The 26,221-nt window shown below is 73.4% G+C and carries 20 protein-coding genes; 4 read left to right on the forward strand and 16 right to left on the reverse strand.

The annotated features are described in order from the left end of the window. Window positions 1-363 precede the first annotated feature (363 nt). The 6 genes from tyrS to GMA12_RS10450 form a co-directional block, all read right to left on the reverse strand. Window positions 364-1,674, reverse strand: coding sequence for a tyrosine--tRNA ligase (tyrS, locus tag GMA12_RS10425; RefSeq protein ID WP_162459722.1), 1,311 nt, complete (start codon window positions 1,672-1,674; stop codon window positions 364-366). A gap of 61 nt (window positions 1,675-1,735) precedes the next feature. Further along, a complete protein-coding gene (locus tag GMA12_RS10430) occupies window positions 1,736-3,994 on the reverse strand; it encodes a HelD family protein (RefSeq protein ID WP_156269477.1) in 2,259 nt (752 codons plus the stop codon). Window positions 3,995-4,113: 119 nt separating this feature from the next. Further along, window positions 4,114-4,650 carry an adenine phosphoribosyltransferase gene (locus GMA12_RS10435; RefSeq protein WP_156269478.1) on the reverse strand — a complete coding sequence of 179 codons (537 nt, stop codon included), beginning with the start codon at window positions 4,648-4,650 and terminating at the stop codon, window positions 4,114-4,116. Window positions 4,651-4,676: 26 nt separating this feature from the next. Continuing rightward, window positions 4,677-5,357, reverse strand: a complete 681-nt coding sequence (locus GMA12_RS10440) for a DNA-3-methyladenine glycosylase (protein WP_156269479.1) — start codon at window positions 5,355-5,357, stop codon at window positions 4,677-4,679. Beyond that, the gene (argH, locus tag GMA12_RS10445; protein ID WP_156269480.1) at window positions 5,354-6,802 is read right to left on the reverse strand and encodes an argininosuccinate lyase; all 1,449 of its coding nucleotides are present in this window, start codon (window positions 6,800-6,802) and stop codon (window positions 5,354-5,356) included. The genes GMA12_RS10440 and argH overlap by 4 nt, the downstream gene beginning before the upstream one ends. A gap of 159 nt (window positions 6,803-6,961) precedes the next feature. Next, entirely contained in the window at window positions 6,962-8,173 is a 1,212-nt protein-coding gene (locus GMA12_RS10450; RefSeq protein ID WP_162459723.1) for an argininosuccinate synthase, read from the reverse strand. A gap of 275 nt (window positions 8,174-8,448) precedes the next feature. On the opposite strand from GMA12_RS10450, the gene GMA12_RS10455 reads away from it, so the two are divergent. Continuing rightward, window positions 8,449-10,122: a catalase gene (locus GMA12_RS10455; RefSeq protein ID WP_156269482.1), complete on the forward strand. Its 1,674-nt coding sequence runs from the start codon at window positions 8,449-8,451 to the stop codon at window positions 10,120-10,122. Between the two features lie 119 nt (window positions 10,123-10,241). On the opposite strand, the gene GMA12_RS10460 is transcribed toward GMA12_RS10455, so the two are convergent. After that, window positions 10,242-11,762, reverse strand: a complete 1,521-nt coding sequence (locus tag GMA12_RS10460; protein ID WP_156269483.1) for a long-chain-fatty-acid--CoA ligase — start codon at window positions 11,760-11,762, stop codon at window positions 10,242-10,244. A gap of 183 nt (window positions 11,763-11,945) precedes the next feature. On the opposite strand from GMA12_RS10460, the gene GMA12_RS10465 reads away from it, so the two are divergent. Further along, on the forward strand, window positions 11,946-12,380 hold the full coding sequence (locus GMA12_RS10465; RefSeq protein ID WP_370831165.1) for an ankyrin repeat domain-containing protein: 435 nt from the start codon (window positions 11,946-11,948) through the stop codon (window positions 12,378-12,380). Here the strand turns inward: GMA12_RS10465 and GMA12_RS10470 are convergent. The 7 genes from GMA12_RS10470 to argC all read right to left on the reverse strand — a co-directional run bounded on the left by GMA12_RS10470 (window position 12,377) and on the right by argC (window position 20,040). Then, a complete protein-coding gene (locus GMA12_RS10470) occupies window positions 12,377-13,879 on the reverse strand; it encodes a long-chain-fatty-acid--CoA ligase (RefSeq protein WP_156269484.1) in 1,503 nt (500 codons plus the stop codon). The two genes, GMA12_RS10465 and GMA12_RS10470, sit on opposite strands and share 4 nt — an antisense overlap. A 122-nt stretch (window positions 13,880-14,001) precedes the next feature. Further along, window positions 14,002-14,496, reverse strand: coding sequence for an arginine repressor (locus GMA12_RS10475; protein ID WP_156269485.1), 495 nt, complete (start codon window positions 14,494-14,496; stop codon window positions 14,002-14,004). Continuing rightward, entirely contained in the window at window positions 14,493-15,461 is a 969-nt protein-coding gene (gene argF / locus GMA12_RS10480; RefSeq protein WP_370831169.1) for an ornithine carbamoyltransferase, read from the reverse strand. The genes GMA12_RS10475 and argF overlap by 4 nt, the downstream gene beginning before the upstream one ends. An 8-nt stretch (window positions 15,462-15,469) precedes the next feature. Further along, the gene (locus tag GMA12_RS10485) at window positions 15,470-16,801 is read right to left on the reverse strand and encodes an acetylornithine transaminase (RefSeq protein WP_156269487.1); all 1,332 of its coding nucleotides are present in this window, start codon (window positions 16,799-16,801) and stop codon (window positions 15,470-15,472) included. Then, on the reverse strand, window positions 16,798-17,727 hold the full coding sequence (gene argB / locus GMA12_RS10490) for an acetylglutamate kinase (protein WP_156269488.1): 930 nt from the start codon (window positions 17,725-17,727) through the stop codon (window positions 16,798-16,800). Before argB ends, GMA12_RS10485 begins: the two co-directional genes overlap by 4 nt. A gap of 52 nt (window positions 17,728-17,779) precedes the next feature. Continuing rightward, on the reverse strand, window positions 17,780-18,994 hold the full coding sequence (gene argJ, locus GMA12_RS10495; protein ID WP_370831172.1) for a bifunctional glutamate N-acetyltransferase/amino-acid acetyltransferase ArgJ: 1,215 nt from the start codon (window positions 18,992-18,994) through the stop codon (window positions 17,780-17,782). After that, complete coding sequence (gene argC / locus GMA12_RS10500) at window positions 18,991-20,040, reverse strand: N-acetyl-gamma-glutamyl-phosphate reductase (RefSeq protein WP_156269489.1); 1,050 nt, start codon at window positions 20,038-20,040, stop codon at window positions 18,991-18,993. Before argC ends, argJ begins: the two co-directional genes overlap by 4 nt. Window positions 20,041-20,373: 333 nt before the next feature. On the opposite strand from argC, the gene GMA12_RS10505 reads away from it, so the two are divergent. Next, the gene (locus GMA12_RS10505; protein WP_240898773.1) at window positions 20,374-21,342 is read left to right on the forward strand and encodes a quinone oxidoreductase family protein; all 969 of its coding nucleotides are present in this window, start codon (window positions 20,374-20,376) and stop codon (window positions 21,340-21,342) included. Continuing rightward, window positions 21,339-22,721: a M1 family metallopeptidase gene (locus tag GMA12_RS10510; protein WP_156269490.1), complete on the forward strand. Its 1,383-nt coding sequence runs from the start codon at window positions 21,339-21,341 to the stop codon at window positions 22,719-22,721. Before GMA12_RS10505 ends, GMA12_RS10510 begins: the two co-directional genes overlap by 4 nt. A 124-nt stretch (window positions 22,722-22,845) precedes the next feature. On the opposite strand, the gene GMA12_RS10515 is transcribed toward GMA12_RS10510, so the two are convergent. Together GMA12_RS10515 and pheT are read right to left on the reverse strand one after the other, a co-directional pair. Further along, window positions 22,846-23,463 (reverse strand): hypothetical protein, encoded by a 618-nt coding sequence (locus GMA12_RS10515; RefSeq protein ID WP_156269491.1) that lies wholly within the window; start codon window positions 23,461-23,463, stop codon window positions 22,846-22,848. 204 nt (window positions 23,464-23,667) lie between these two features. Beyond that, window positions 23,668-26,220: a phenylalanine--tRNA ligase subunit beta gene (gene pheT, locus GMA12_RS10520; RefSeq protein ID WP_156269492.1), complete on the reverse strand. Its 2,553-nt coding sequence runs from the start codon at window positions 26,218-26,220 to the stop codon at window positions 23,668-23,670. Window position 26,221 lies beyond the last annotated feature (1 nt).

Raw genomic sequence — 26,221 nt, forward strand, 5'->3', positions numbered from 1 at the left:
TGGCACACTATTGAGTTCTCAAACAACAGACCAAGAACCAGGACCCCCAGGGCCCCGAAACTCGTGAGTGGAATCTTATCCGCGCCCTCCGACTCGGAACCAGCGTTCCCAGCCTCAGGCAGCTCGTCCATCCTACGCGGCCCGTCTCCGGCGTGTCAACTTGACGCTGGCACCCGATCCGGTCCCGTCAGGACGGTCGTTCCCGCATGAACTTGGCTCGGCGCTCTGCCGGGCTGCTCTTTGCGGGACTGTCGCCGGCCGGCCTCTCGGCCCCGCCTGACGACTCGATGAACACTACACCCCCGTCCGGGGTGCCGCAAACGCGGTTCCCCGGCGGGGGTGCCGGCTCCGAACGGTCGTGGATCAGGGATGCACGGTCACCGCGGCAAGGTGCTTCTTTCCCCGGCGCAGCAGGGCCCAGCGCCCGTGCAGGAGCTGCTCCGGGCCCAGCTCGGCGTCCTCGCCGACGACCTTCTCGTTGTTGACGTAGGCCCCGCCCTCCTTGAGGGTGCGGCGCGCGGCGGACTTCGACTCGGACAGGCCGGTGGCCACCAGCAGGTCGGCCACCTGCAGCCGGCCGGCCTCCACGCTGGCCCCGGGCAGCTCCCGGGCCACGGACTCCAGGGTGCCGGCGTCCAGCTGCCCCAGCTCACCGCGGCCGAAGACCGCCGCCGAGGCCGCGATCGCCTTCTCGGTGGCCTCGACCCCGTGCACCAGCGAGTTGACCTCCCAGGCCAGCACCTTCTGGGCCTCCCGCTTGTACGGCTCCTCCGCGGTCCGCCGGGCGAGCTCCTCGATCTCCGCGCGGGACTTGAAGGTGAAGACCTTCAGCCGGTCGACCACGTCGGCGTCGGCGGTGTTGAGCCAGAACTGGTAGAAGGCGTACGGCGAGGTGAGCTCGGGGTCCAGCCACACCGCGTTGCCCTCGGACTTGCCGAACTTGGTGCCGTCCGAGTTGGTGATCAGCGGCGTGCCGATCGCGTGCACGGCGGTGCCCTCGACCTTGCGGATCAGTTCGGTGCCGGAGGTGAGGTTGCCCCACTGGTCGGAGCCGCCGGTCTGCAGGGTGCAGCCGTGCTCCCGGTAGAGGTTCAGGTAGTCCAGGCCCTGCAGGATCTGGTAGCTGAACTCGGTGTAGGAGATTCCCTCGTCCGAGTTCAGGCGCTTGGCAACGATCTCCTTCTTGATCATCGTGCCCACCCGGAAGTGCTTGCCGATGTCGCGCAGGAAGTCGATCGCCGACAGCTGGGAGGTCCAATCCAGGTTGTTGACCATCACCGCCCGGTTCTCCCCCTCGAAGGAGAGGAACCGCTCGACCTGCCCGCGCAGCAGGTCCACCCACTGCGCCACCGTCTCCTTGGAGTTCAGGACCCGCTCGGAGCTCTGCCGGGGGTCGCCGATCAGCCCGGTGGACCCGCCCACCAGCCCGATCGGGTGGTGCCCGGCCAGCTGGAGCCGGCGCATGAGCAGCAGCTGGACCAGGTGGCCCAGGTGCAGGGACGCGGCGGTCGGGTCGAACCCGCAGTAATAGGTGACCTTCTCCTCCGACAGCGACGTCTCGAGCGCCGCCTCGTCGGTCGACACGTGCACCAGGCCGCGCCACTGCAGCTCCTGCCAGATGTTGGCGAAGGCCGGGTCGTTGTGCTGGGAGTTCAGATCAATTGCGTTCGACACGGATTCCAAGGTACCAGGGCGCGGACGGGCAGCCCGTCCGCGCCCCGTCCCCGGTCCGGCGTCAGAAGCGGTCGAGACCGGCCGGCAGCCCGGCGGCCGCGACGATGCGCAGGCGCTGGGTGGGGCGGGTCATGGCCACGTACAGGTTGCCGACCCCGCCGCCGACCTCGTCCAGCAGGGCCTGCGGCTCCAGCAGGACGACGGAGTCGAACTCCAGGCCCTTCGCGTCCCAGGCGGAGAGCACCACGACCTGCCGGTCCAGGCGGCGCACTCCGGCGCCGACCAGTCCGGGCATCTCCTCGGCCAGGGCGGCGCCGATCTCGGGCACGCGGTCCTCGGGCACGATCACGGCCACGAGTCCCCCGTTGACGAGCTCGAGCTCGGACCGGACCTGCTCGAGCACCGCCTCGACGACCTCCGCGGGGCCGACCCGGGTGACGACCGGGGGCTCGCCCTCCCGCACGGCCCGCGGCGCGGAGATGTCCAGGCCGGCGGCACGGGCGACGTCGACGGCGGCCTCCGCGATCGCGGCCGGGGTGCGGTAGTTCACCGTGAGCTCGTCGAGGACGAAGCGCTCCCCCACGAACGGCTCGAGGGCGTCGCCCCAGCTGTGCGCCGCGGTGGCCGAGCCGGCCTGGGCGATGTCCCCGACCACGGTGAAGGACTTCATGGGGCAACGGCGCATCAGCACCCGCCACTGCATCGGGGACAGCTCCTGCGCCTCGTCGACGACGACGTGCCCGTAGGCCCACGTGCGGTCGGCGGTGGCCGCCTCGGCGGCGGTCATGCGGTGCTGGGTCGCGGCGTTGAAGTCCGTCAGCTGGGAGGCGGTGACGATGCCGTCGGCGCCGACGTCCTCGAGGCTCTGGTGCATGTTCTGCAGCGCACGCTCGGCGTTGTCCGTGGCCTTGCGCTGCTCGCGCTCCGACTCGGCCCGCCGGCGCACCCCGGCCTGCTCCAGGTCGCCCAGCAGCTCGGCGGCCTCGTCCAGCAGCGGCACGTCGGCCACCGTGAACGGGCTGCCGGCCGGGCGCAGCAGCGCCTCGACCTGGCCGGCGTCCAGGTGCGGGGCCGCCGACTCGAGGTAGTGCCGCTTGCTGAACAGCTGGTCGACCAGCGTCTGCGGGGACAGCGGCATCCACGCGAGGTTCAGGGCGATCCGCACGTCGCGGGCCTGCCGGATGTCCTCGGCGAGGTAGGAGCGGTCCATCACGTTGCCGCTGGTGGTGTTGAGGTGCTCGCCGAGCTGCTCGGTGAGCTCGCGCAGCACGATCTTGACGAAGGTGTTGCGCGCCTCGTTGTGCGGCTTGCCCGTGGCGCGGGCCCTGTCCCGGGCACGCTTGACGGTGCGCGGGGTCAGCGTCACCCGGTGCGTGTCGACGCGCAGCACCTGGGCCTGAGCGGGGACCTTCTGCCGGTCGCGCACGGCACGGGCGACGACGTCGGCCATGTCCAGGCCCGACTTCAGCCGCGCCGTCCGCGGGTTCCGCTCCGGGACCGCGGCGACGCCGGGGAACAGCTCGGCCAGCGAGGACATGACCACGCCGGTCTCCCCCAGCGCGGGCAGCACGCGCTCGATGTACCACAGGAACGACGACGACGGGCCCACGATGAGCACCCCGGCCTTGCGCAGTCGCTCCCGGTGCTCGTAGAGCAGGTACGCGGCCCGGTGCAGCGCCACGGCGGTCTTGCCGGTGCCGGGCCCGCCCTGCACCACGCGCACACCCGGCAGCGGGGCGCGGATGATCCTGTCCTGCTCCGCCTGGATGGTCGCGACGATGTCGGACATCCGCCCGGTGCGCTTCTGGTTCAGCGCCGCGAGCAGGGCGCCCTCCCCGTGCAGCACGCCCTCGTCGTCGAGCATGTCCGGGTCCAGCACGTCGTCCTCCAGGGCGGCGACGTCCCGGCCCTCCAGGATCAGGTGCCGGCGCCGGCGGATGCCCATGTGGTTCTGCGCGGTCGCCTGGTAGAACGCGGCGGCCTCCCGGGCGCGCCAGTCGACCATGAGCCGCTGGTGGTCCTGGGTGGCCAGGCCGATGCGCCCGACGTAGCGGCGGTCGCCCTCGTGCGTGTCCAGCCGCCCGAAGACGAGCCGGTGGTCCACGGCCTCCAGCTGGGCGAGGCGGTCCTCGTAGTGGGAGGCGAAGGCGTCGCGCTCCGCGCGGTTCTGGTGGTTGCCGGCCGACTCGCTGCGGCGCACGGCCGCGAGCTCCGCCGTCTTCTCGGCCCGCAGCTCGTCGAGCCGGTCGTAGAGCATCGCGACGTACGCGCGCTCGACAGCAAGTTGCTCGGCCGCCATCGTGGCGACAGTCTCTGCCATGGGTGGACACCTCGTTCCGGATCGAACAGACCATCGATTCTACCGGTACGCACGGCGATCCCACGGTCGCGCCGCCGCACGTTGCGTAACAGGCGCAACGCCGGGGACGACGTCCCCGGTCAGACGCGGTACAGGGCCCGGACACGGTGGCCGCCGAGGCGGCTCCGGCCCCGCAGGTCCGTGAGCTCCATGACCAGCCCGAAGCCGGCGACGTGCAGGCCGGCCCGGTGCAGCAGCTGGGCGGTGGCGCCCAGGGTGCCGCCGGTGGCCAGGATGTCGTCGAGCACGAGCACCCGGGCGCCGCGGGGCACGTCGTCGGTGTGGATCTCCAGCACCGCCGAGCCGTACTCGAGGACGTACTCCTCGCGGAAGGTCTCGCGCGGCAGCTTCCCGGCCTTGCGCACCGGGATCAGGCCGACGCCGGAGGCGTAGGCCACGGCCCCGGCCATGAGGAAGCCGCGCGCCTCGATCCCGGCCACGTAGTCGAACTGGCCGCGGAAGGCGTCGACCAGGGCGTCGATGGTCCGCCGGAAGCCGGCGGCGTCCGCGAACAGGGGCGTGAGGTCCCGGAAGAGGACCCCCGGCTCCGGGTAGTCGGGGATCTTCACGCACAGGCGCTCGATCATCTGCTCAACGGATTCGCTCACGCTCGTCATGCTAGCCGCCCTGCGCGGCCGCCGGGTCAGCGGCGGCGGCGCGGAACGGCGGCACGGTACGGGGAGACGGAGGGCTCCCCCGGGATCCACCAGCGCCAGGGGAACTCGGAGGTACCTCCCGGCCCGGACACGCCCGTGCGCGGCCCCGAGGCCACCGGCTGCTGCTGCGGGTCCTCGGGCGGGACCAGGAAGAAGCCCGGGGCGGCGGGATCCCCGGCCGCGAGCGCGGCGCCGTCGTGGCCGAGGTCGATGCCCAGCGCCTTGGCCAGGTTGCCGGGACCGCGGGCCAGCCCGGCGTCGGGCACGGGGCTCGACCGGCCCCGGGCGCGGCGGGCGCGGGCCAGCTCGACGCCCTCCACGACCTCCCCGGCCCGCACGAGGCACCCGCCCGCCGCTCCCTCGGGCCGGCAGACGAGGTTGACCGCGTGGTGCATGCCGTAGGTGAAGTACACGTAGACGTGGCCCGGCGGGCCGAACATCGAGGCGTTGCGCGCGGTGCGCCCGCCCCAGGTGTGCGCGCCGGGGTCCGGCAGGTCGGAGCCGGCCGGCCCGCCGTAGGCCTCGATCTCCGTGATCCGCACGACCACGGCGCCGTCCTCGCCGCGGTGGCCGAACAGGCCGCCGAGCAGGCGCGGCGCGACCTCGGGGGCCGGCCGCGAGAGCAGCGCGAGCAGCGCGGTCCCGTCCACGGGCGCCCCGGGCCTCATCCCGCGACGATCGGGGCCCGCCGCGAGAACGCGGCGACCTCGGCCGTCTGCCGCTCGAGCTCCCCGATCTGGGCCGCGACGGCGGACGGGGCCGTGCCGCCCTGGGCGCTGCGCGAGGCCAGCGAGCCCTCGACCGTGAGGACCTCGCGCACGCCGGGGCTCAGGTGCGCGGAGATCTGGGCGAAGTCGGCGTCGGAGAGGTCCCAGAGCTCGATCCCGCGCTGCTCGCAGACCCTCACCGCGTCCCCGGCGATCTCGTGGGCGTCGCGGAAGGGCACGCCCTGGCGCACGAGCCACTCGGCCACGTCCGTGGCCAGGGCGAAGCCCTGGGGCGCGAGCTCGGCCATGCGCTGCGTGTTGAAGGCCAGCGTGCCGATCATGCCCGCGACGGCCGGGAGCAGGACCTCGAGCTGGTCGATCGCGTCGAAGACCGGCTCCTTGTCCTCCTGGAGGTCCCGGTTGTAGGCCAGCGGCAGGCCCTTCAGCGTGGCCAGCAGGCCCGTCAGGTCGCCGATGAGCCGGCCGGCCTTGCCGCGGGCGAGCTCGGCGATGTCCGGGTTCTTCTTCTGCGGCATGATCGAGGAGCCCGTGGAGAAGGCGTCGTCGAGCGTGACGAAGGAGAACTCCTTGGTGGCCCACGTGGTGATCTCCTCGGAGATCCGCGACATGTCCACCGCGATCATCGCGGTGACCCAGGAGAACTCGGCGTAGACGTCGCGCGCGGCCGTGCCGTCGATGGAGTTGTGCACGGCGGAGTCGAAGCCCAGCTCCGCGGCCACGGCCGCCGGGTCCAGGCCCAGGGAGGACCCGGCGAGGGCCCCGGAGCCGTAGGGGGACACCGCGGCGCGGGCGTCCCAGTCGACCAGGCGCTGGACGTCGCGCAGCATCGCCCAGGCGTGGGCGAGCAGGTGGTGGGACAGCAGGACGGGCTGGGCGTGCTGGAGATGGGTGCGCCCGGGCATGGGGGCCTCCGGGTGGGCCTTCGCCTGGTCCAGCAGGGCCTGGACCACGTCGAGCACGTTGCGGGCGATGATCGCGGCGTGGTCGCGCAGGTACATCCGCCCGAGGGTCGCGATCTGGTCGTTGCGGGAGCGCCCGGCGCGCAGCTTGCCGCCGAGCTCGGGGCCGGCCCGTTCGATCAGCCCCCTCTCGAGGGAGCCGTGCACGTCCTCGTCCGAGGGGGCGGGGGTGTAGGCGCCGGAGCGGACGTCCGCCTCGAGCCGGTCCAGGGCCGCGAGCATGCCCTCGAGCTCCTCGCCGCTCAGCAGCCCCGCGGTGTGCAGCACCCGGGCGTGCGCGCGGGAGCCCGCGATGTCGTAGGGGGCCAGCCGCCAGTCGAAGTGCGTCGACCGGCTCAGGGCCGCCAGGGCGTCGGCCGGCCCCCCGGCGAAGCGCCCGCCCCAGAGCGCGCCCTCGTTGGTGCCGTGCTTGTCCTGCTGCGCCATGTCTCTCCTTCTGCCGTCCGGGCGGTCTCTGCCGCCCTGGCGGTCCCGTCGGTGCGGACCGGGGCGGTCCCCCGGCGTGCGCGGAGGGCCCCACCGCCGGGATGGGGCCCTCCGTCGTCGTGCCCGTTCCTGCTCGGCACGAGCCTACGTGCTCCTGGTCTACTTTCCCTCGGCCGCGAGGCGCTGGTCGCGGGACGCCGCGACCTTCGAGGACATGCCGAACAGCTCGATGAACCCGCGGGCCTGGGACTGGTCGAAGGCGTCCCCCTCGTCGTAGGTGGCGAGGTTGAAGTCGTACAGGGACGTGGCGGACCGGCGCCCGGTGACGGTGGCCTGGCCGGCGTGCAGGGTCATCCGGATGTCGCCGTCGACGTACTTCTGGGTGTCCTGGATGAACGCGTCGAGGGACTGCTTCAGCGGGGAGAACCACTGGCCGTCGTAGACGAGCTCGGTCCAGCGCTGGGTGGCCGTCCGCTTGAAGCGGGCCTGCTCGCGCTCGATCGTGACGTTCTCCAGCTCGCGGTGGGCGGCGATCAGGGCCATGGCGCCGGGGGCCTCGTAGACCTCGCGGGACTTGATGCCCACCAGCCGGTCCTCGACGATGTCGATCCGGCCCACGCCCTGCGCCCCGGCGCGGCGGTTCATCTCCTGGATGGCCTGCAGCGGGGTGACGGGCTGGCCGTCGATGGCCACGGGGATGCCGCCCTTGAAGCTGATGACGACCTCGTCGGCCGGGGGCGGGAAGGTGGGGTCGTCCGTGTAGTCGTAGACGTCCTTGGTGGGGGCGTTCCAGATGTCCTCGAGGAACCCGGTCTCCACGGCGCGGCCCCAGACGTTCTGGTCGATCGAGAAGGGGTTCTTCTTGGTCGTGGCGATCGGCAGGTCGTGCTTCTCGGCGTAGCTGATGGCCTTGTCGCGGGTCAGGGCGAGGTCGCGGACCGGGGCGATGCACTTGAGCTCCGGGCCCAGGGTCTGGATGCCGACCTCGAAGCGGACCTGGTCGTTGCCCTTGCCGGTGCAGCCGTGGGCGACGGTCGAGGCGCCGAAGCGCTTGGCCGCGGCCACGAGGTGCTTGACGATCACCGGACGGGACAGCGCCGAGACCACGGGGTAGGCGTCCATGTACAGGGCGTTGGCCTGCAGCGCGGGCATGCAGTACTCGGCCGCGAACTCGTCGCGGGCGTCGGCCACGTAGGCCTCGACGGCGCCGCAGTCCAGGGCGCGCTGCCGGATGGTCTCGAGGTCCTCCCCGCCCTGTCCCACGTCGACGGCCACGGCGATGACCTCGGCCCCCGTCGCCTCGCCGATCCAGCCGATGGCCACGGAGGTGTCGAGGCCTCCGGAGTAGGCCAGCACTACGCGCTCGGTCACGGTGTTCTCCTTCGTCGGTGGTCCGGGCACCACGGCGTGGGCCCCGTCTCTGTGCATGACTATACACGGTAAGTTGTATTTATGCACTCTCGGGCGGGTCCCGACGGGCCCTGGGGCCGGCGACCCACCGCAATTATGAATAGCTAGCAATAGCCAGGCGCTTCCGACATACTGAGGGCACGGTCTCGTCCGCGCCGGACGAGCCCACCCGCAACGTCGGGGCCTCCGCGTCCCGGCCGTGCTGCACACCCGGTCCCTACCCCGAGAGGAACCCCATGACGAACGTTCCCGAGCAGACCCTCACCACGCGTCAGGGCCACCCGGTCCACGACAACCAGAACACCCGCACCGTCGGTTCGCGCGGCCCCGCGACCCTCGAGAACTACGCGTTCCTCGAGAAGATGAGCCACTTCGACCGCGAGCGCATCCCCGAGCGCGTGGTGCACGCCCGCGGCACCACCGCCTTCGGCTACTTCGAGGCCTACGGCCAGTACGGCGACGAGCCCATCGCCGAGTACACCCGCGCGAAGCTCTTCCAGCAGGCCGGCAAGCGCACCGACGTGGCCGTGCGCTTCTCCACCGTGGCCGGCGGCCGCGACTCCTCCGAGGTCGCCCGGGACCCGCGCGGCTTCGCCGTGAAGTTCTACACCGAGGACGGCAACTGGGACCTCGTGGGCAACAACCTCGGGGTGTTCTTCATCCGCGACGCCATCAAGTTCCCCGACTTCATCCACTCCCAGAAGCCGGACCCCGTGAACTTCGAGGCCGGCGTGGCCAACCGCGCCTTCGACTTCTGGAGCCAGTCGCCCGAGGCGATGCACATGGTCACGATCCTGTTCTCGCCGCGCGGGATCCCGGCGGACTACCGCCACCAGCAGGGCTTCGGCGTGAACACCTACAAGTGGGTCAACGCCGCCGGGGAGTCCGTGCTGGTGAAGTACCACTGGATCCCGAAGCAGGGCGTGAAGTCCCTGACCTCCGCGGACGCGGCGAACATCCAGGCCCAGACCCTGGGCTCGCACACCAAGGACCTCTACGACGCGATCGAGGCCGGCGACTACCCCGAGTGGGAGCTGCAGGTCCAGGTCATGGAGGACCACGACCACCCCGAGCTGGACTTCGACCCGCTGGACGACACCAAGGTGTGGCCGGAGGAGCTGTTCCCGCCGAAGCCGGTCGGGCGCATGGTGCTCAACCGCAACCCGCAGAACTTCTTCGCGGAGAACGAGCAGATCGCCTTCGGCACCGGTGTGCTGGTGGACGGCCTGGACTTCTCCGACGACAAGATGCTCGTGGGCCGCACCTTCTCCTACTCGGACACCCAGCGCTACCGCGTGGGCCCGAACTACCTGCAGCTGCCGGTCAACGCGCCGAAGGCGCCGGTGGCCACCAACCAGCGCGACGGCCAGATGGCCTACGCCGTGGACCACGCCCCGGGGCAGAACCCGCACGTGAACTACGAGCCGTCCATCATCGGCGGTGTCCAGGAGGCCCCGAAGCCCGAGGGCTACCGGCCCGAGGTCGGCCCGCAGATCACCGCGCGCCTGACCCGCGCCCAGATCGAGCGGACCAACGACTACAAGCAGGCCGGTGAGCGCTTCCAGCTCCAGGAGGACTGGGAGAAGGAGGAGCTCATCGCCAACCTGGTCGACGCGCTGTCCCAGTGCGACCGACCGATCCAGGAGCGCATGGTCTGGCACTTCTACATGGTGGAGGACGAGATGGGCCGCCGCGTGGGCGACGGCATCGGCGTCTCCCTCGAGGACGTCAAGGACCTCGGCCCGCTGCCCACCCAGCGCCTGACCGAGGAGGAGCAGCGGCGCGTGGCCAACCTCGGCAACAACGGCCCGCGCAGCGTGGAGGGTCTGACGATGACCCACTGCGTGCCCAACGAGCACGTGTCCGTGGAGCGCGAGCCCCGGGAGAACCCGGCCATGATGGCCAACTGATCCTCGGGCCGGGGTCCTGGACGGGCCCCGGCCGGATCGGTGCCCCCGGCGGACCGCCGGGGGGCAGGACGAGGAGGGCCCGGCCGCGGATCGCGGCCGGGCCCTCCGGCGTGCCGGGCTCAGCCGCGGCGCCCGGCGCCCTCCAGGTCGAGGGAGCGCTTGAGGATCTTGCCGGTCGGGCCCTTGGGCAGCTCGTCGACCACCTTGTAGTAGCGCGGGTGCTTGTACTTGGCCACGCGCTCGCGCACGAACGCGTCGAGCTCGTCGATCCGGGCGTCCGTCCCGGCCTCGAGGACGTCCCGGAAGGCCACGACCGCCGCGACCTCCTCGCCCAGCGTCTCGTCCGGCACCCCGACCACGGCCGCCTCCGCGACCCCGGGGAACTGGTAGATGACCTCCTCGACCTCGCGGGGGTACACGTTGTAGCCGCCGCGCAGCACCATGTCCTTCTTGCGGTCCACGATGTAGTAGAAGCCGTCCTCGTCCACGCGGGCGAGGTCGCCGGTGTGGAACCAGCCGTCGCGGATCGCCGCCTCGGTGGCCTCGGGGTTGCGCCAGTAGCCGGCCATCACGTACTCCCCCGCCACCACGAGCTCGCCGATCTCCCCGACGGGGACGTCCTCGTCCCGGTCGTCGACGACCCTCAGCTGCGCCCCGCGCACCACGGTCCCGATGGACCCCGGCCTGCGCCCGTGCGCCTCCTGGTTGAAGCAGACGACCGGGGAGGTCTCCGACAGGCCGTAGCCCTCGTAGATGGGGGCCCCGAAGACCCTCTCGAAGCGCTCGAGGATCTCCACCGGCAGCGGGGAGCCGCCCGAGACCCCGGCCCGCAGGTGCGGCACCTCGACGGGTCCCTCGCCGGCGGCGTGCAGCAGCGCGATGTGCATGCTGGGCACCCCGGCGAAGACGGTCACCTCGTCGCGGACGAGGATCTCCAGGGCCTTCGCGGGGTCGAAGCGGGGCAGCAGCGTGACGGCGGCCCCGGAGGCGATGACGCCGTTGAGCGCCACCGTCTGGCCGAAGACGTGGAAGAACGGCAGCCCGCCGAACATGACGTCCCCGGGTCCCATGCCGAAGAGGCTCGCGGAGAGCTCCGCGTTGGTCCGCAGGTTGTGGTGGGTGAGCACCGCGCCCTTGGGCCGGCCCGTGGTCCCGGAGGTGTAGAGCAGCACGGCGGGCTCGTCGTCGGCCCGCTCGGCCAGCTCCGGCATCGGCGGCACCTCGCCGAGGCTCTGCAGCGTCCCGGCGGCCGTCACCTCGACCACGGGCACCTCCCGCTCCAGCTGCGCGACGGCGGTGCGGGTGGCCTCGGCCATGGCCTCCCAGACCAGCACGAGGGAGACCTCGGCGTCCTGGAAGTGGTAGGTGAGCTCCCGCGGGCTGAGCAGGGGGTTGAGCGGCACGACCACGCCGCCCATCCGCAGGATGCCGTAGTAGGCGATCGGCATGTGCGGGACGTTGGGCAGGATCATCGCCACGCGGTCCCCCGCCCGGATGCCGCTGGCACAGAGCATCGAGGCCACCCGCGCGGAGAGGTCGTCGAGGGCCCCGTAGCTCAGGGCCCTGTCGTCGAGCACGATCGCCCGGGCGTCGGGGGTCGCGGCGGCCGAGTCGGTGAGGAGGGTGGCGAGATTGGTCATGGGGACTCCGGATCCCCGGTGCGCGGGCACCGGCGCGAGGAACGGGCGGGGTGAGCTGTGTCACACGAGCGTGCCAGGTGGTTACTGCAACGTCAAGACCCGGGTACCGCGGAGTCCCGGCGCGTCGCCGACCCCGGTAAACTGCCCGTTCAGGACCCGCCCGACGACCCCGAAGGACCCGCCGTGACCGAGAACCCCCAGCCGCCCCAGGACCCGGCCGCCCCGCAGCTGACCGAGGAGGAGATGGCCTACGTGCTGACCCTCTTCGACATGGCCCGGGAGGGCCGCACCGAGGACCTGCTGCCCGCCGTGCGCGCCGGCGTCCCGGTGAACCTCACCAACGGCAAGGGCGACACCCTGCTGATCCTGGCCGCGTACCACCAGCAGGAGGAGACCGTCGCGGCGCTGCTCGAGGCGGGGGCGGATCCCGACCGGGTCAACGACAACGGCCAGACCGCGCTGCTGAGCGCCGTCTTCCGGGGCAACGAGGCCGTCGTCCGGGCGCTGCTCGAGGCCGGCGCCTCCCAGACGGCCGGCGCCCACTCCGCCGCCGACTTCGCCCGGGTCTTCGAGCGCGCCGACCTGCTCCCGGTGCTCGAGGAGTACGCCGGCCGCTAGGCCAGCCGCTCCACCTCGCGCTTGAGGATCTTCCCGGTGGGCCCCTTGGGCAGGGACCCGACGACCCGGTAGAGCCGCGGGCGCTTGTAGGACGCCAGGCGCTCGCGCACCCAGGACCGCAGCTCGGGCACCAGGCGCTCGCCGTCCGCGGCGGCCTCGGCCGTGAGCACCACGAACGCCGCGACCTCCTGGCCCTGCGCCTCGTCCGGGACGCCGACGACGGCGACCTCCGCGACGGCGGGGTGCTCGTACAGCACCTCCTCGATCTCGCGGGGGTACACGTTGTAGCCGCCGCGCAGCACCATGTCCTTCTTGCGGTCCACGATGTAGTGGAAGCCGTCCTCGTCCACGCGCGCGAGGTCGCCGGTGCGGAACCAGCCGTCGCGGATCGCCGCCTCGGTGGCCTCGGGGTTGCGCCAGTAGCCGGCCATCACGTACTCCCCCGCCACGACGAGCTCGCCGACCTCCCCGCGCGGCAGCTCCCGTCCCCGGTCGTCCAGCACCCGCAGGTCCGCCCCGGGCACCGCCGTGCCGATCGAGCCCGGCCGGCGCGGGCCCTCGAACCGGTTGAAGCAGACCACCGGGGAGGTCTCCGACAGCCCGTAGCCCTCGAGCAGGCGGGTGCCGAACGCCTCCTCGAAGCGCCGGAGCACCTCGACCGGCAGCGCGGCCCCGCCGGAGATCGCGGCCCGCAGCGCGGGGAAGGACGCGGCCCGCTCCCCGAGCGCCTCGAGCAGCGCCACGTACATGCTGGGCACCCCGGCGAACACCGTGACGCCGTCCCGCGCGAGGATCTCCAGCACGGTGCGCGGGGCGAAGCGGGGCAGCAGCGTCACCGCCGCGCCGGCGGCCACCACCGCGTTGAGCGCCACGGTCTGGCCGAAGACGTGGAAGAACGGCAGCCCGCCGAAGAACACGTCCCGCTCGGTGATCCGGAACAGGTCCACGACCATCGCGGCGTTGCCGAGCAGGTTGTCGTGGGTGAGCATGGCCCCCTTGGGACGGCCGGTGGTGCCGGAGGTGTAGAGCAGCACGGCCATGTCGTCCCCCGCGCGCTCCACGACCGCGGGCAGCGGATCCGCCGCCGCGAGCTGCTGCCCGGTCCCGGCGCCGAGCTCGACCACGGGGACCTCGAGCCCGAGGTCGGCGAGCGCGGCCCGGGCGGCCTCCGCCATCGCCTCCCACACCACCACGGCGGTGACCTCGGCGTCGCGGAAGTGGTGGGCCAGCTCCCGGGGAGTGAGCAGCGGGTTCAGCGGCACGACCACGGCCCCGGCGCGCAGGGCGCCGTAGTAGGCGATCGGCATCTGCGGGACGTTCGGCGCGATGAGCGCCACCCGGTCCCCGGCGCGCACCCCGGTGGCGTGCAGGAGTCCCGCGGCCCGGGCCGCGAGCCCGTCGAGCTCGGCGTAGCCGAGGACCCGGTCGTCCAGCAGCACGGCCGGGCGGTCGGGGTGGCGGGCGGCGGTGTCGGCGAGCAGGGACGCCAGGTTCGGCATGACGGGGTTCCTTCCGGGGCGGACGACGTGGAGGTCATTGCACCACACCGGACGGGGTCCGGCCTGTGTCCGCGGCCGTCCCGCGACCGGTTCCCGCGGGGGCGGGGAGCGGTCGGCGGGGATCAGTCGGCGAGGTCCAGGAACCGGCGGGCCACGGCCTCGCCGCCGTCGGCCTCCCGGCAGACCACCATGATGGTGTCGTCGCCGGCGATGGTCCCGAGCACCGCCGGGAGCACGGAGGTGTCGATGGCGGAGGCGAAGTACTGGGCGGCCCCCGGCGGGGTGCGCAGCACCACGAGGTTGGCGCTGGCCTCGGCGGTGACGAGCAGCTCGCGGCACAGGGACGCCAGCCGCGCGTCGAGCACCTCCTGGGTGATCCCGGAGGCGGGTGAGCGGTCGGCCCCGGCCTGCGGGACCGCGTAGACGAGGGCGCCGGACCCGTCCCGGACCCGGACGGCGCCGAGCTCGACCAGGTCGCGGGAGAGCGTGGCCTGCGTGACCTGCACGCCGTCCTGGGCCAGCATGGCCGCCAGCTCGGCCTGGGAGTGGACGGCGCCGCCGGTCACCAGGGCCACGATCCGGGCCTGACGGGCGGTCTTCGTCGCCGGGATGCTCATGCCGGCAGGCCCGGGGAGCGGGCGGCGTCGAGGTCGTAGCGCCCGGACCGGGCCATGAGCCACACGAGCAGGGCCTTCTGCGCGTGCAGGCGGTTCTCGGCCTCGTCCCAGACGACCGACTGCGGGCCGTCGATGACCTCCGCGGCGACCTCCGAGCCCCGGAAGGCGGGCAGGCAGTGCAGGAACAGCGCCCCGGGCTCGGCCCGGGCCATGGCGGCGGCGTCCACGCAGTAGGGTCTGAAGATCCGGGCCCGGGCCTCGGTCTCGGCCTCCTGACCCATGGACACCCAGGTGTCGGTGCACACCACGTCCGCGCCGGTGAGCGCCTCGGCCGGGTCGGTGGTCACCCGCACCGACCCGCCGGTCCGGGCGGCCCGCTCCTCGGCGGCCCGGACGACTGCCGGGTCCGGCAGGTAGCCCTGCGGCCCGGCCACCCGCACGTGCATGCCGGCGGTGGCCCCGCCCAGCAGGTAGGAGTGGGCCATGTTGTTGGCGGCGTCCCCGAGGTAGGCGAAGGTCAGCCCGGCGGGGTCGCCCCGGTGCTCGCGGACCGTGAGCAGGTCGGCGAGGATCTGGCAGGGGTGGTAGGCGTCGGAGAGCCCGTTCACCACGGGCACGTCCGAGGCGGCGGCCATCTCCTCGAGCCCGGACTGGGCGTAGGTGCGCCAGACGATCGTGGAGACCATGCGGGAGAACACGCGCGCCGTGTCGGCCACGCTCTCCTTGCCCAGCTGCGACTCCCCCGGGTTGATCATCAGGGGGTTGCCGCCGAGGTCGGCGATGCCGGCGGAGAAGGAGGCCCGGGTGCGGGTGGAGGTCTTGTCGAAGATGACGGCCACGGTCTGCGGGCCGGCGTAGGGGCGGTGGGCCCAGCGGTCGGCCTTGAGCGCGAGGGCCAGCTCGAGCACCTCGGCCTGCTCCTGCTGGGTGAGGTCCGTGTCGACGAGGAAGTGGCGGGGGGTCATGGACGGTTTCATGCTTCTTTCGGTGGGACGGCGGCCGGAGGGGTGCCGGCCGGGGCCGCGGCGGGGGCCGCGACGGCGGTGGTGGCGGTGGAGAGGATCCCGGGCAGGGCCTCGAGGAAGGTGCGCGCCTGCTCCTCCGTGAGGATCAGGGGCGGGGCCAGGCGCAGGGTCGCGGGACCGGTGGCGTTGACGATGAAGCCGGCCTCCCGCGCGGCCTCGACCACGGCGGGTCCGAACGGGGCGGTGGCGCCCTCGGGGACGAGGAGGTCGGCGCCGATGAGCAGGCCGCGCTGGCGCACCTCGCCGACGCCGGGGACCGCCCGCAGCCCGTCGCCGAGCAGAGCGCCGACCGTGCGGGCGTGCTCGAGCAGTCCGTCCTCCTCGATGACCGTGACGGTGGCCAGGCCCGCGGCGGTGGCCGGAGGGTTGCCGCCGAAGGTGGTGCCGTGCTGGCCGGCGCCCAGCAGGGCGGAGACCTCGGGCCCCACGGTGAGCATCGCCCCGATGGGGAAGCCCCCGCCCAGCCCCTTGGCCAGGGTGAGCGCGTCCGGCAGGTCGTCCCCGGTGAGCTCGGTCGAGGACGCGAACCAGCGCCCGGTGCGGCCCACGCCGGTCTGCACCTCGTCCACGATCAGCAGCGCGCCGTGCCGGCGGGTCAGCTCCCGGGCGCGCCGGAGGAAGCCCTCGGGGAGCTCGCGCACGCCGGCCTCGCCCTGCACCGGCTCCACGACGAGCGCGGCGACCGTCCCGTCGAGGTGCTGCTCGAGGGCCTCGACCGTGGCGGGGATGTGCCGCACCCCGCCGGGCAGCGGCTCGAAGGGGGCCCGGTAGGCCTCCTTGGCGGTCAGGGCGAGGGCGCCCATGGTGCGCCCGTGGAAGGCCGACTCCAGGGCGAGGACCGTGCTGCGGGGCCGGCCGTCCGGGCCGGGGTGCTCCTGGCCGTGCCGCCGGGCGAGCTTGAACGCGGCCTCGTTCGCCTCGGTCCCGGAGTTCGCGAAGAACACGTGGGACCCGGCGGGGGCCCCGGCCAGGGACAGCAGCTTCCCGGCGAGGGCGATCTGCTGCGGGGAGGTGAAGAAGTTGGAGACGTGGCCCAGCGTGGCCAGCTGGCGGGAGACGATCTCCACCCAGCGGGGGTGGGCGTGGCCGAGGGCGTTGACGGCGATGCCCGCGAGCAGGTCCAGGTAGTCCCGGCCGTCGGCGTCGGTGACCACGGCGCCGTGGCCGTGGGTGAGCACGAGGGAGGGGCTGCCGAAGACGCCGAGCAGGGAGTCGGAGTACTCCCCGAGCAGGGTGGCCTGCGCGGAGAAGCGGGAGGTGGTGTGCTGGGCGGCGGTCATGACGAGGCTCCGTGGTCGGGGACGAGCTGGGTTCCGATGCCGGTGTCGGTGAAGATCTCGAGCAGGCACGTGTGCGGGCTGCGCCCGTCCACGATGGACGCCCGGCGCGCCCCGCCCTCCACGGCCCGCAGGGCCGCCTCCATCTTGGGGATCATCCCCGCCTGGAGGCCCGGGAGCATGGCCCGCAGCTCCGAGGTGGAGAGCGAGGCGATGAGGGAGTCCCGGTCGGGCCAGTTCGCGTAGAGGCCCTCGACGTCCGTGAGCGCCACGAACTTCTCCGCGCGCAGGGCCACGGCGACCGCGGCCGCTGCGGTGTCGGCGTTGACGTTGAGGATCTCCCCGGTCGGCCGGCCGGTGTCGTCGACCTCGGGGGCCACGGAGGAGACCACCGGGATCCGCCCGGCGTCGAGGAGCTGCGTGAGGGGCTCGGCGTTGACGCCGACCACCTCGCCCACGTGGCCCAGGTCCACCTCGACGCCGTCCACCACGGTGCCCCGGCGCACCGCGCGGAAGAGCTCGGCGTCCTCCCCGGACAGCCCGACGGCGTAGGGGCCGGTGGCGTTGAGCAGGGAGACGAGCTCGCGCTGGACCTGGCCCGTGAGCACCATCCGGATCGCGTCCACGGCCTCCCGGGACGTCACCCGCAGGCCGCCGCGGAACTCGGAGGCGATGCCCAGCCGCTCCAGCATCCGGTTGATCTGCGGGCCGCCGCCGTGCACGACCACCGGCCGGACGCCGACGTGGCGCAGGAAGACCATGTCCTGGGCGAAGGCCTCGCGCAGCGGCTCGGAGACCATGGCGTTGCCCCCGTACTTGAAGACCATCACGGCGCCGGCGTAGCGCTGGATCCAGGGCAGGGCCTCCATCAGGGTGCCCGCCTTCAGCTGGGCGGTCTCGTAGCGGGTCGGGTCACTCGGGTGGGGCATGGTTCTCCTGCGCCGTGGGCGGTTCTGCGGTGGGCGGTGGGCGGTGGAACGGTCAGCTGGAGTAGGCGCTGTTCTCCTCGACGTAGTCGTGGGTGAGGTCGTTGGTCCACACGGTCGCGTCCGCGTCCCCGGCCTTGAGGTCGATCAGCACGCTGACCCGCCGGTCGGCGGCGAGGTCCACGTCCTCCCGGGGGTCGCCGATCGCCCCGTTGCGGCACACGGTCACCCCGTTGATGGTGACGTCGAGCTTGTCGGGATCGAACGCGGCCTCGGTGGTGCCCACCGCGGACAGCACACGGCCCCAGTTGGGGTCGTTGCCGAAGATCGCGGCCTTGAACAGGTTGGAGCGGGCCACCGAGCGGCTCACGTCCTCGGCCTGCTTCTCGGTCGCCGCGTTGACCGTGGTGATCGCGATGTCGTGGGAGGCACCCTCGGCGTCCGTGATGAGCTGCTGGGCCAGCGAGTGGCACACCGCCGTGACCGCCTGGCTGAACTCGAACTCGTCCGGGGTGACCCCGGAGGCGCCCGAGCCCAGCAGGACCACGGTGTCGTTGGTGGACATGCAGCCGTCGGAGTCCGTGCGGTTGAAGGTGACCTTCACGGCGTCCTCCAGGGCCCACTGCAGGGCGTCCGAGGAGAGCTCGGCGTCGGTGGTGAGGACCACGAGCATCGTGGCCAGGCCGGGGGCGAGCATGCCCGCGCCCTTGGCCATGCCGCCGACCGTCCACCCGTCGCGGACGTAGGCGGCCTGCTTGGAGACGGAGTCGGTGGTCATGATGGCCCGGGCGGCGGCGGCCCCGGCCTCGTCGTCGCCGCCCAGGGCCTCGACGACCGCGGGCAGACCGCGCTCCATCACGTCCATGGGCAGCTGGACGCCGATGAGCCCGGTGGAGCACACCACCACGTCGCCCGCCCCGACGCCGAGCGCCTCGCCCACGAGCTCGGCGGTGCGGTGGGCGGCCTGGAAGCCCTGCGGGCCGGTGCAGGCGTTGGCCCCGCCGGAGTTGAGGACCACCGCGGCGGCCCGCCCGTCGGCGGTCGCGGCCTTCGACCACTGCACGGGGGCGGCCGAGACCCGGTTGGTCGTGTAGACCGCCCCGACGTGGTGCTGCGGCCCGTCGTTGACGACGAGGGCGAGGTCGGGTCCGCCGGAGTCCTTGAACCCGGCGACGGTGCCGGCGGCGCGGAAGCCCTGGGCCGCGGCCACCCCGCGTCCGGTGTCCACCCGGAGGGTGCCGGCGGGCTGCTGGGAGGGGTACGTTCTCACGGTGCGACTCCTTGGAGGTTCAGGCCGGTGTCCTCCGGCAGGCCGAGGGCGAGGTTCACGGACTGGACGGCACCGCCGGCGGTGCCCTTGACGAGGTTGTCGATGACGCAGGTGACGACCACCCGGCCCGCGCGGGGGTCCAAAGCGAGCTGGAGCTGGGCGTGGTTGGAGCCGGCCACCGACTTCGTGGCCGGCCACGTGCCCTCGGGCAGGACGGTCACGAACTGCTCCGCCGCGTAGGCGCTCAGCCAGGCCTCCCGCAACCGGTCAGCGGTGACCCCCTCGGCGACGCGGGCGGTGGCGGTCGTGAGGATGCCCCGCGGCATGGGCGCCAGCGTCGGGGTGAAGGAGATCCGCACGCGCTCGCCCGCGGCCCGGGACAGGCCCTGCTCGATCTCGGGGGTGTGCCGGTGCGCCCCGCCCACCCCGTAGGGGGCCATGGAGCCCATGACCTCGGAGCCCAGCAGGTGCGGCTTGACGGCCCTGCCGGCGCCCGAGGTGCCGGAGGCGGCGACGATCACGACGTCCTCTGGCTCCAGCAGCCCGGCCGCGAAGCCCGGGGCCAGGGCGAGCAGGGCACTGGTCGGGTAGCAGCCCGGCACCGCGATGCGCGTGGCACCGCGCAGCTGCTCGCGCTGGCGGGCGCCCTCCCCGTCGACGATCAGCTCGGGCAGCCCGTAGGGCCAGGTCCCCGCGTGGGCCGAGCCGTAGAACTGGTCCCAGTCCTCGGCGGACTCCAGCCGATGGTCGGCCCCGGCGTCGATCACCACGGTCTCCGGCGGCAGCTGCGCGGCGATCGCGGCCGAGGCCCCGTGCGGCAGGGCGAGGAAGACGACGTCGTGCCCGGCCAGGTTCTCGACCGTGGTGTCGACGAGCACGCGGTCGGCCAGGGAGTGCAGGTGCGGCTGCAGCTCCCCCAGCCGCTGACCGGCGTTGGAGTGGGCCCCCACGGCCCCGATCTCGATCCCCGGGTGGCCCGCGAGGATCCTGAGGACCTCCCCCCCGGCGTACCCGGATGCTCCCGACACTGCTGCGCTGAACGTCATACGGCCCACTCTAGCTCAAATTTATGCATGCTCTTCAATAATTATGCACCGTGACGGGAGAACACCGCCGGCCTCCGGCGCGGCGCCCGGGCCGCTGGGTCGCAGCACGGGTCGCCGGGTGTCGCTCCGGCCGAGGCCGTCCGTCGTTCCCCCCGGAACGGCTCTGCCCCCGAATCTACGCTTTCCGGACGCAAACCTCGATCATGACGGGGGTCCTCCCGTGCCCCCACTTGTGCTCACGCTACCCCCGGAGGGCCGCCGCGGGCAGTGCCGCCCAGGACGGCGTGCCTACGATGAGGGCGTTCCGTCCGCGAAGTCCAGGAGGTACCCGTCATGGTCCGTTCCGTCATGGTCGAGCAGCCCGGAGGCCCCGAGGTCCTGTCCCTCGGCGAGCGCCCGGACCTCGAGCCGGGCCCGCAGCAGCTGCTCGTCGAGACCCGCGCCGCGGGGGTGAACTTCATCGAGGTCTACCAGCGCGAGGGCGTCTACCCCGTGGAGCACCCCTTCACGCCGGGCTCCGAGGGCATGGGCGTGGTCACGGGCGTCGGCTCCGCGGTGGAGCACTTCGCCCTGGGCGACCGGGTCACCACGTCCCAGGCCGCCCGCACGTACGCGGACGCCTTCCTGGTCGACGCGGACAAGGCCCTGCGGGTGCCCGCCGGGGTCTCCGACGAGGTCGCGGCGGCCCTGCCCCTGCAGGGCCTCACGGCCCACTACCTGGTCCGCTCCACCTACCCGGTGCAGGAGGGCGACGTCGCCGTGATCACCGCGGGCGCGGGCGGGGTCGGCGGTCTGGTGGTGCAGCTGCTGAGGTCGCTGGGCGCCACGGTCGTGGCCCTGGTCGGCTCGCAGGCCAAGGCGGAGACGGCGCGCTCGCTGGGCGCCGACCACGCGCTCGTCGGCTACGAGGGCTTCGCCGAGCGGGTCCGGGAGTTCACCGGCGGCCGCGGCGCGGACGTGGTCTACGACTCCGTGGGCAGGGACACCTTCGACGAGTCGCTCCGGGCGCTGCGCAAGCGCGGCGTGCTGGTGCTCTTCGGCGGCTCCTCCGGCCAGGTGCCCCCGTTCGACCTGCAGGGCCTCGCCCGGCACGGCTCCCTGTACGTCACCCGTCCCACGCTCAACGACTACCTGCTCGACGAGAAGGAGCGCAACTGGCGCGCCGGCGAGCTCTTCGACGCGGTGCTCGACGGGTCCCTGACCGTGCGCGTCGCCCAGACCTTCCCGCTGGCGCAGGCACGGCAGGCGCACGAGGTGCTCCAGTCCCGGGCCGCCCAGGGCAAGCTGCTGCTGGTCCCGTGAGCGCGGCACCGATGCACCGCTACCTCGGGGCGGACGGCGCCCGGGACCCCTACACCCCGTTCGTCGGGTGCTGCGCGGCCACCGTGGAGCACTACGACCTGGACCTCGACTACGACGTCGAGGACAACGGGCTCGAGGCCCGGGCGACCCTGACCTGCCGCGCCCTGCGGGACACGGACCGGATCGAGCTGGACCTCACCGAGCTCGCCGTGACCGACGCCCGCGTCGGTCACGGCGGGCTCGGCGGGCTGCTGGGTCCCCGCAAGGTGGGCGTGCAGCACCGGGGCAGCCGGCTCGTGCTCACCCTGCCGCGGCCGGTCGCCGCCGGGGAGTCCTTCGTGCTCACCGTGGCCTACGAGGGCTACCCGGAGTCCCTCGACGGACCGTGGGGCGAGATCGGCTGGGCCGAGCTCGACGACGGCGTGCTCGTCGCCGGGCAGCCCACCGGCTCATCCACCTGGTTCCCGTGCGTGGACCACCCCTCCCACCGGGCGACCTATCGGGTGAGCGTGCACGCCGACGCCGACTACGAGGTCGTGGTGCACGGCGAGCTGGAGTCGGTGGCCGAGCGCGGCGGCGAGCGCCACTGGGTCTACACGTCGCGGGTGCCGCTGCCGCCGTACCTGGCCACCGTGCAGATCGGGCCGTACCGGCGCAGCGAGCTCACCGGCTCCCGGGTCCCGCAGTACCTCGTGTGCTCGAAGAAGCGGCAGAAGAAGGCCGAGAAGACCTTCGCCGAGCAGGGCAGGATGCTCGAGGCCTTCACGGAGTGGTTCGGCCCCTACCCCTTCCCCAGCTACACCGTGGTGGTCGTGGACGAGTCGCTCGAGGACCCGTTCGAGTGCTTCGCCTGCTCCGTGTTCGGCAAGAACCAGCTCGGCACGGACTGGGAGGAGCAGCGGCTGGTGGCCCACGAGCTGGCCCACCAGTGGTTCGGCAACAGCCTCGTGCTCGCCTCCTGGCAGGACATCTGGCTCAACGAGGGCTTCGCGTCCTACGCGGAGTGGGTCTGGTCCGAGGCCTCCGGGGACAAGCCGGCCCGCTGGCACGCGGAGAAGGCCCACAGGACCCTCTCCAGGATGCGCCAGGACCTCGTGATCGGCGATCCCGGGCAGGTGCGCCTGTTCGACGACGTGGTCTACGTGCGCGGCGCCCTCACCGTCCACGCCCTGCGCGAGGCCCTGGGCGAGGAGGCCTTCCGGGGCATGCTCCGCGGCTGGGTCACGGCGCACCGCGACGGGTGGGTCAGCACGGCCGGCTTCCGCGAGCACCTGCGCTCCTGGGCGCCCCCGCAGCGCTGGGCCGAGCTCGACGGCCTGTTGGACGCGTGGCTGCTCCGCCCGGAGCTGCCCGCCCTGCCCGCCCCCGCCCGGCGCTGACCCGTCCCGGCACGCCCGCGGCGGCCCGTCCTGCGGCGGTCCGTCCCACGGCGGCCCGGCACGGCCCGGGGCCCCCGCCGGACGCGGTGCGTCCTGCGGGGGCCCCGGGCCGTGGGTCTGCCGGTCAGTGCCCGGCGGAGTAGAGCCGGCGGGCGTACCAGATCCCGCCCACGGCCGCGCCGAGGCCTGCGAGGAGCAGCAGCGCGGCCTGCACCCGCTTGCCCGTGATCGTCCCGGCGGTGATGCCGTTGCCGAACTCGCCGGCCTCGGCGGTCTCGACGACCTGCAGCGTGCCGTCCTCGACGGCGAGCAGGGCGTCGGCCTCCTGGTGGAAGTCGCCCTCGCGGTCGCCGGTCTGCGTGCCGCGGAAGACGATCTCCTCCCCCGCCTCCGGGACACGCGGGTCGGCGAGCCCGGAGTCGAAGGGCTGCGCCGTGACCGCCTCGTCGTCGGGCAGGGCCCCCCGGTAGATGGGGTTGTACGTCTTGGTCTGCAGGTCGTTGGTCATGTCCTGGTACGTCCCGGCGATCACCCACGACCGGTCCGCGTAGCCGGCCAGTTTCCGGGAGTCGTCCCAGGCCAGGGCGCCGCTCACGGCCAGCATCAGGCCCAGGAGCAGCCCGAGCAGGCCCACCGCGGTCGGTTTCCAGGCGATCGGCCGGCGGGAGCGCCCGTTCTCCCGCTCGTCGTCGTCGTCGAAGGCGAAGAACGCCTCCTGCCTGTCGGTGGTCTCCTCGGTCATGCTGAGCTCCTGGAACGGGGTCGGGAAAGGGGGACGACCGCGGCGCCGGGCCGAGGTCGGGGACCCGGTGCCACAGTACCGAAGATCACCACCGTCCCCCGGGAGCAGGGCGCGAGTGTGACCGGCCCGGTGCCGGCGCGACCGCGGAACGGCGCACGGCCCGCTCCCCGGGGGCGGGGAGCGGGCCGTGCGGCAGCGGGCCGGTCAGCCGCGCAGCACGGCGCCGTGGCGCTCGGCGGCCACCGCGACGGCGGCCTCGCGGGCGGCGGAGGCCTCGTCCGCGGTCAGCGTGCGGTCCGGGGCCCGGAAGCGCAGCGCGAGGGCCACCGACTTCCGGCCCGGCTCGATCCCGGCGCCCCGGTAGACGTCGAAGACGCGGACGTCCTCGAGCAGCTCGCCCGCCCCCTCCTCCAGGGCGGCGCGCAGCTCGGCCGCCGGGACGGAGTCCTCGACCACGAGCGCCACGTCCTGCGTGGCGGCCGGATAGCCGGAGATGGGGCGGGCCTGGACCACGTCGACCTCCGCGTCGATGAGCGAGCTGAGGTTCAGCTCCATCGCCACGGTGCGCGCGGGCAGGTCCTGGGCGGCCACCAGCTGCGGGTGCAGCTCGCCCGCGTAGCCCAGCGGGGTCCCGTCCGGGGCGCTGAGCACGGCCGTGCGGCCCGGGTGGAAGGCCTGGTGCGTGCCCTGCCGCACGGTCAGCTCCACGCCCAGGACCTCCCCGGCGAGCCGGGCGGCGTCCAGGGCGTCCTGCCAGTCGACCGGCCGCGGGGTGACCCACGGGCTCTCGGCCGCGTCCCGGCCGGCGAAGACCGCCGCGAGGTGGCGCGGCTGGACCGGGATCCCGGTCTCCAGCTCCTCGAGCACCTCCTGGCCCGGGTGCGCCCCCAACGGCGGGAGGGTCCGGGTGACCAGCTGCTGCACGGGCCGGAAGACCCGGCCGACCTCGTACAGGGCCAGGTCGCGGAAGCCGCGGGAGGTGTTGCGCCGCAGCACCTCGAGCAGCCCCGGCAGCAGGGAGACCCGCAGCATCCCCTGCGCCTCGCTGATCGGGTTGGCCAGCTTGACGGAGAGCACCGGGGCGCCGGGCTCGGGGGCGCCCCACAGCTCGTTGTCGGCCTGGGAGACGAACGGGTAGGCGAGCACTTCGGTCAGTCCCGCGGCGGCGAGCGCGTCCGCCACGCGCTTGCGGGCCTGCTGCTCGGGGGTCAGGCCCCGGCCGGGCGGGGCCACGGGCAGCCGCGAGGGGATGGTGTCGTAGCCGACGAGCCGGGCGATCTCCTCGACGAGGTCCTCCTTGGCGACCAGGTCCGTGCGCCACGACGGCGGCACGACGCGCCAGCCCTCGTCGGTGGTCTCGACCTGCGCGCCGAGCTCGGTGAGGACGGAGACGACCTGCTCGGCCGTGTAGTCCACGCCCACCCGCCGGCCCGCGTAGTCCCAGGGCAGCTCGATGGGCTCCGGGGCGGTGGTCGCGTCCACGTCCGTCACCTCGGGCCCGGCGGTGCCTCCGGCCAGCTCCACGAGCAGCTCCACGGCCCGCTGGGCGGCCACCGGGGCGATCTGCGGGTCCACGCCGCGCTCGAAGCGCTTGGACGCCTCCGAGGGTAGCCGGTGGCGGCGGGTGGTGCGGGCGACGGAGACCTCGTCGAAGCGGGCCGCCTCCACGAGGACGTCGGCGGTGCCGTCGGAGACCTCGGTGGTGGCCCCGCCCATGACCCCGGCCAGGCCGATCGGCCCGGAGCCGTCCGTGATGAGCAGGTCCTCGGGATCGAGGGCGCGCTGCTTGCCGTCGAGGGTGGTGAGGGTCTCCCCCGCGGCGGCCCGGCGCACGGTGAGCCCGCCGTCCAGGGCCCCGAGGTCGTAGAAGTGCAGCGGCTGGCCGAACTCGAGCATCACGTAGTTGGAGATGTCCACCGGCAGGGAGATCGAGCGGATCCCCGCCAGGCGCAGCCGCGCCGACATCCACGGGGGCGTGGGGGCGGTCGCGTCGATGCCGGTCACGGTGCGGGCGACGAAGCGGGTGCACCCGGGGTTGCCGTGGATGGGGGCGGCGTCGTCGACGGTCACGGGGAAGCCGCCCGCGGTGGGGGCGGGCACCCGGGCGGACACGGCCTCGGCCGGGTCGGTGAAGGGCTGGTGCACGGCGTGGCAGTACTCGCGGGCCACCCCGCGGACGGAGAAGGCGTAGCCGCGGTCCGGGGTCACGTTGATCTCGGCGGCCTCGTCGTGGAGCCCGAGCAGCTCGAGGGCGTCCGTGCCGATCTCCGGGTCCAGGCCGAGGGTCGAGAGCACGAGGATGCCGTCGTGGTCCTCCCCGATGCCGAGCTCGCGCACCGAGGCGATCATCCCGGCGGAGGTGTGCCCATAGGTCTTGCGCGCCGAGATGCGGAAGTTGCCGGGCAGCACGGCGCCGGGCAGGGTCACCACGACCTTGTCCCCGACCTCGAAGTTGTGGGCCCCGCAGATCACGCCCTGCACCCCGGAGGGGTCGATGCCCTTCCCGGTCAGGGTCTGCTGCCGGCCCTCGGGGACCACGCGCACCGTGCACCAGTTGACGGTCTTGCCGTTGGAGTGGGTCTCCGGCTCCTTGGACAGCACCTGGCCCACCACGACCGGGCCGTGCAGCTCGTCCGCGGGGCGGTGGACGTCCTCCTCCTCGAGGCCGACCTGCACCAGGGTGGCCAGGACGTCCTCGGCGGTGGCGTCCGCGGGGACGGGGGCGTGCTCGCGCAGCCATGACAAAGGAACTCGCATG

This window comes from Kocuria sediminis (assembly GCF_009735315.1).
GTDB classification, from domain to species: Bacteria; Actinomycetota; Actinomycetes; order Actinomycetales; family Micrococcaceae; genus Kocuria; species Kocuria turfanensis.